General features: G+C 71.1%; 4 protein-coding genes. 1 reads left to right on the plus strand and 3 read right to left on the minus strand.

What is annotated here, in order from left to right:
* Window positions 1–380: 380 nt before the first annotated feature.
* A complete protein-coding gene (locus AC08OQ_RS17725; protein WP_476602107.1) occupies window positions 381–1,025 on the plus strand; it encodes a TIGR03086 family metal-binding protein in 645 nt (214 codons plus the stop codon).
* Between the two features lie 16 nt (window positions 1,026–1,041).
* Here AC08OQ_RS17725 and AC08OQ_RS17730 read toward each other — a convergent pair whose 3' ends face one another.
* The 3 genes from AC08OQ_RS17730 to AC08OQ_RS17740 all read right to left on the minus strand — a co-directional run bounded on the left by AC08OQ_RS17730 (window position 1,042) and on the right by AC08OQ_RS17740 (window position 4,535).
* Window positions 1,042–1,524 carry a hypothetical protein gene (locus AC08OQ_RS17730; protein ID WP_476602108.1) on the minus strand — a complete coding sequence of 161 codons (483 nt, stop codon included), beginning with the start codon at window positions 1,522–1,524 and terminating at the stop codon, window positions 1,042–1,044.
* The gene (locus AC08OQ_RS17735) at window positions 1,521–2,792 is read right to left on the minus strand and encodes a PP2C family protein-serine/threonine phosphatase (RefSeq protein WP_476602109.1); all 1,272 of its coding nucleotides are present in this window, start codon (window positions 2,790–2,792) and stop codon (window positions 1,521–1,523) included. Before AC08OQ_RS17735 ends, AC08OQ_RS17730 begins: the two co-directional genes overlap by 4 nt.
* Before the next feature lie 234 nt (window positions 2,793–3,026).
* Window positions 3,027–4,535 (minus strand): amidase, encoded by a 1,509-nt coding sequence (locus tag AC08OQ_RS17740; RefSeq protein WP_476602110.1) that lies wholly within the window; start codon window positions 4,533–4,535, stop codon window positions 3,027–3,029.
* Between the last annotated feature and the right edge of the window lie 221 nt (window positions 4,536–4,756).

The raw sequence follows: 4,756 nt of genomic DNA on the forward strand, positions 1-4,756 counted from the left end.
GATCGCTAAAGCAGGTGAATGTTTACCCTCTCGCCTCGTGGGAAACCTCCGCGGCGGAGCTGGAAGCCAGATTTATGACCGTCTACCACAACGCCCCGAGGACTACCACAATGCCCCAAGGAACACCAGTGATTCGTCTCCCCTACTGGGACGGTTCCGCAAGCAGCACGGTCGCGAACCGCGATGCAACGGGCCATCGTGAGGCAACGGGCCATGAGGCAACGGATCGTGAGGCCGTCGCGGCAGGTGAGAGTGCATGCCGATGTGCGGGGTAGGCCGGTGGGGTCTGCGGATCGCCGGCCGGAACCGAGTCCACCCCGGTCCGGGACGACCCGCGCGGGCCCGGGATCGGTACCGCGACGGATGAAGGGAGCGGTGCGATGGCGACCATGCTGACCGTCGCGGAACGTCACGACGCGCTCGTCCGGGCGCTGGACCTCTTCGACGCGCAGGTGCGGGCGGTGCCGCCCGGCGGGTGGGATGCGCCCACGCCCTGCCGGGACTGGAACGTCCGCGCGCTCGTCAACCACCTCACCGTGGAGCAGCTATGGGTGCCGCCGCTGCTGGCCGGCCTCACCATGGCTGACATCGGCCCCCGGTTCGACGGCGATCAGCTCGGGGCGGATCCCGTGGCGAGCTGGCCGGCGGCGGCCCGTGGGGCACGGGACGCCTGGAACCGCCCGGGAGCCTGGGCGTCGGTGCCGGTCCTCTCCTTCGGCCCCACGCCGGCGAGCGAGTACGCCTTCCAGTTGACCGCCGATCTACTGATCCACGGCTGGGATCTGGCGCGGGCGATCGACATGCACGGCCGGCGGGCCGGTGACACCTCGTCGGCGGCGGGCGTCGGGTCCGACCGGGACCTCGTGCACCGGGTCCACGAGCACTTGGCGTCGCAGATCGACGCTTGGCGGGCGGCCGGCATCTTCGCCCGCCCGGTGCCGGTCCCGGATGACGCCGACGAGTGGACGAGGCTGCTGGCCCTCACCGGCCGCTCGCCCGACTGGCGGCCCGGATCCGGCGGATAGCTCGGCACAACGGATATCAGCACAACGGGTAGATGAGGATGGGGGCGCCCGACCCGCCGGGTGCGGAGGTAGCCGGGGCCGCGCAGCTGTGTTGCGGGCTCGGTGCCGTGGGTGTAGACGGGTCCTCGCCACTTGGCACCGGGCTTGGCACCGGGTGTTTCGCCCCGCCCGCATCCGTCGGTGCCGGTGACACGGTGGCCGGCGAAGGCCCGCTCTTCGGGGAGGGGCCCACCGTGAGTGGCGAGGGATCCGTGAGTGACGAGGGATCCGAGCCGCCGCCGATGCCCAGCCTGCCGATCGCTGCCGGCAGCGAGCCGTCCTTGGCGACGGGGACCTCGGCCGCTGCCGCGGCGCCCTCGGCGCGTCCCCAGCTCACCCGTAACCCGGACGTCGCGATCAGACCGCCGACGGCGAACGCGGCCACGGCGCTCACAACGACGAGCAGGGCCAGGAGCAGCCGCACGGTGCGACGGTCACCGGAATCCACCGGAAAGCTCACGACCGTCTCCGACCGTCCGGCGTATCGATACCTGGAGTGAATACCCGTGAGCACAACTGTAGGCGTCGGTATCCGACGGCGGCCACGGAATCCCTCCGCATTGGGTGACCGTAGCTGATCGCGACGGGCTCCGCGGGGCAGCGGCACGCCGGATGGGAGTCGGATCTTGGGCCGAGGGGCCGCCCGGGTCCCGCCGGGCTCAGGAGCTCAGGACGCCGGCTCCCGTCCCGCCACTCGGTCCCGCCACTCGGTCCCGCCTCCCGCTCGGCCAGCAGCACCGCGAGGTCGTCTTGCAGCCTGCCGTCCACATGGGCGCGCAGAGCCCCGGCGAGACGGTCGAGTGCGTCGTCCTGGCTGCCGCCCCGCAGCAGGTCCAGATGATCGTCCAGGGGGAAGAACCGCCCCCGGCCGTCCCGGACCTCGGTGAGACCGTCGGTGAACAGCAGCATCCGATCGCCGACCGCCCAGCTCGCCGTCGTGACGGAGAATCGCTCGGCCAGCCCGAGTGGCGGACTGGGCGACTTCAGTTCCAGCGTGGTGCACTCGTCCGCCGAGACCAGCCGCGGCGGGTGATGCCCGGCCGAGCACAGGCCCAGCCGACCGTCCGGGTGGATGTCGACGATGAGCGCCGTCACGAAGTCCTCGGGTTCGGCCTCCCGACCCACCGCGCGGGCGCAGGCGGCGGCCACCTGTTCCGGGTCGAGCCAGGTCACCGCCGCCTCGCGGAAGGCGCCGAGCACTATCGAGGCCAGCCGGACCGCCGGCAGGCCCTTGCCGCGGACATCACCGATGATCATCCGGATGCTCTGCGAGGTGGAGACGACCTCGTAGAGATCGCCACCCACCGACGGCTCCTGGGCGGCGGAGAGGTACCGAGCCGCGAAACCGGCCCCGTTGAGCCGGCTTGGGACCGCCGGTAGCAGTGCCTGCTGCGCGACCTCGGCAACCGCTTTGACCTGGTGCAGTTGTGAGCGTTGCCGCTCCCGGTGCGCGCAGATGTAGACGGCGATCACGGCCTGGAGGGCGACCAGCGTAGTCGCGGCGAGATGCGGACCGGTCCCGAACCAATGATCCCAGAACCCGGAGAGGAGTGCCGTGATCACTGTCAGCGATCCGACCGCGGCGGTGACTCGGGGTGGACTGGTCGCCGCGATGATCAGTGGCCCGAGACCGAAGTACCCGACCAGGATCAGGCCGGGCGTCGCGTCGAGGACGATGACCGTGACGAGGACGAGCGTTCCGGCGATGAGGGGACGGACATCCTCCACCCCGCGGAGCCTGCTGAGTCTGCCCAGTCCGCCGGGTCCGCCGGGTCCGCCGGGTCCGCCAGCGCCTGAACGACGTCTTCGCATGGGTCATTGTCCCGGCCGGATCGGGGTTCCGTGAGAGGCCCTCGCATTTCGGCTATTCGGTAACACCCCGCTACCCGTAAGGTCAGGTTGGTCCGTGGACCAGGTCGGCCTGTGGGCCAGGTCGGGTCGGGTGCCCGTCGGGTCAGATCGTCAGATCGCGTGGGCCGAGCGTTCTCCCGGCTGATGGAGGTGCCAGCGCTCGCCGTCCTCCAGTTGCGCCGCGAGGGAGATCAGCAAGGTCTCGCTGTTCGCCGGCCCCATCAGCTGGGCGCCGACGGGCAGTCCCGCCGCGGTGCGTCCGGCCGGTACGTTGACGGCCGGCCAACCGAGGACGTTCCACGGCCAGGTGTAGGGGCACGCCGCCACGATCGCCTGGTCGGTGGCCCAGTTGCTCTCCCGGTTGAGCTCGCCCACCCGGGGCGGCGGCGTGGCGGTCGTCGGGGCGAGTATGACGTCGACCCGTCGGAAGATGCGGCCGATGTTGAGCCGGGCCAGTGGCTCCGCGGCGCGTGTCAGCGGGAGGAACGGGCGCAGCATCCGTCCGGTCCGCGCGTTGGCCATGGTCCGCGGGTCGAGCAGGGTGGGATCGGGCACCCGCCCGGCCCAGTCGCGGATGCCGTCCATGGACCGCGGCAGGAAGATCGTGCCAAGCAGGCCGTAGGGCGGCTCCACCGGCACGATGTCGTGCCCGCAGCGGGCCAGGATCTCGGCCAGCCGTTCCACGGCGGCCCGGACGGCCGGATCGAGGGCCACCGGCATCCCGCTGTACGGGTGGTGCAGGGAGAGCCCGATCCGCAAGCGGGAAGGGGGATGGCCGGCGGCGGTGAGGAACGGCTCGGCCGGCGCCGGCGGTCGAGCCCGGTCGATGGGCAGGCTGCCGGACAGGATGTCGAGCAGCAGGGCCCCGTCGGCGACGGTCCTGGTGAGCGGGCCGTAGACAGTGAGCCCGTTGAACTGCTCGCGGACCGGGGCGCTCGAGATGCGCCCGCGCTGCGGTTTGATCCCGACCAGGTGGGTCCAGGCGGCGGGGATGCGCACGGAGCCCGCCCCGTCCGAACCGATCGCCGCCGGTACCAGCCCCGCGGCCACCGCGGCCGCCGCGCCTCCGGAGGAGCCGCCGGGAGAGTAGTCGAGATCCCACGGGTTACGGGTCACCCCGAACGCCCGGCCCTCGGTGAACGGCCACTGCCCGAACTCGGGGGTGTTGGTCTTGCCGATGATGATGGCACCGGCCGCCTTCAGCCGTCGCACCATCTCGCTGTCCCGGACCGCGGGGGAGAACTCCCCCATCGCGCCGAAGGCCGTGGGGGTACCGGTCAGGTCGGTGTCGTCCTTGATCGCAATGGGCACGCCGAGTAGTGGTCGCCATCCCGTCGCGCCCCACCAGCTGCCGCGGGCGTCCCGGCTGAGTCGGCCGGACCGGCTGAGTCGGCCGGACCGGCTCCCGCGGGCGGCGAGTGCGACGTCCGCCGCCTCGGCCTCTGCGAGGGCAGCCTCGGCCCGTACCCAGCGGAAGGCGTTAACGGTGGTTTGGGTCGCCGCTATCCGGGCCAACGCGGCTTCGACGAGCTCGCGGGACGTCATCTCGCCGGAGGCGAGGCGTGCGGCCAGTGTGCGGATGCCTTCGAGTGGACCGTTCCGGTCGGCTGCGGAGGACATTGTGGGCACATCCGACATCAGCCACCCCCTGACGCTTATGGCTGCTGTCCGAACCGTAGCCGACGCCGGGTCGTCCGCACCGTCGATCGCCCGATACCTCCCATTATCACCTGCTGTGGGTGCATTGGGGAGAGATGATCTATGATCGATATAGGGTCTTCGAAGTTAACCGGGGTGGGCGTGAGACCCCAGCCAGTTTGGTAACTGTGCGTAATGTTGGC

The organism is Frankia sp. CcCS3 (assembly GCF_977927575.1).

What these genes read in the sequence shown, in the direction of transcription:
- AC08OQ_RS17725 (WP_476602107.1), top strand. Translation starts at nt 381, where the DNA reads ATGGCGACCATGCTGACCGTCGCGGAACGTCACGACGCGCTCGTCCGG.
- AC08OQ_RS17740 (WP_476602110.1), bottom strand. Translation starts at nt 4,535, where the DNA reads ATGTCCTCCGCAGCCGACCGGAACGGTCCACTCGAAGGCATCCGCACA.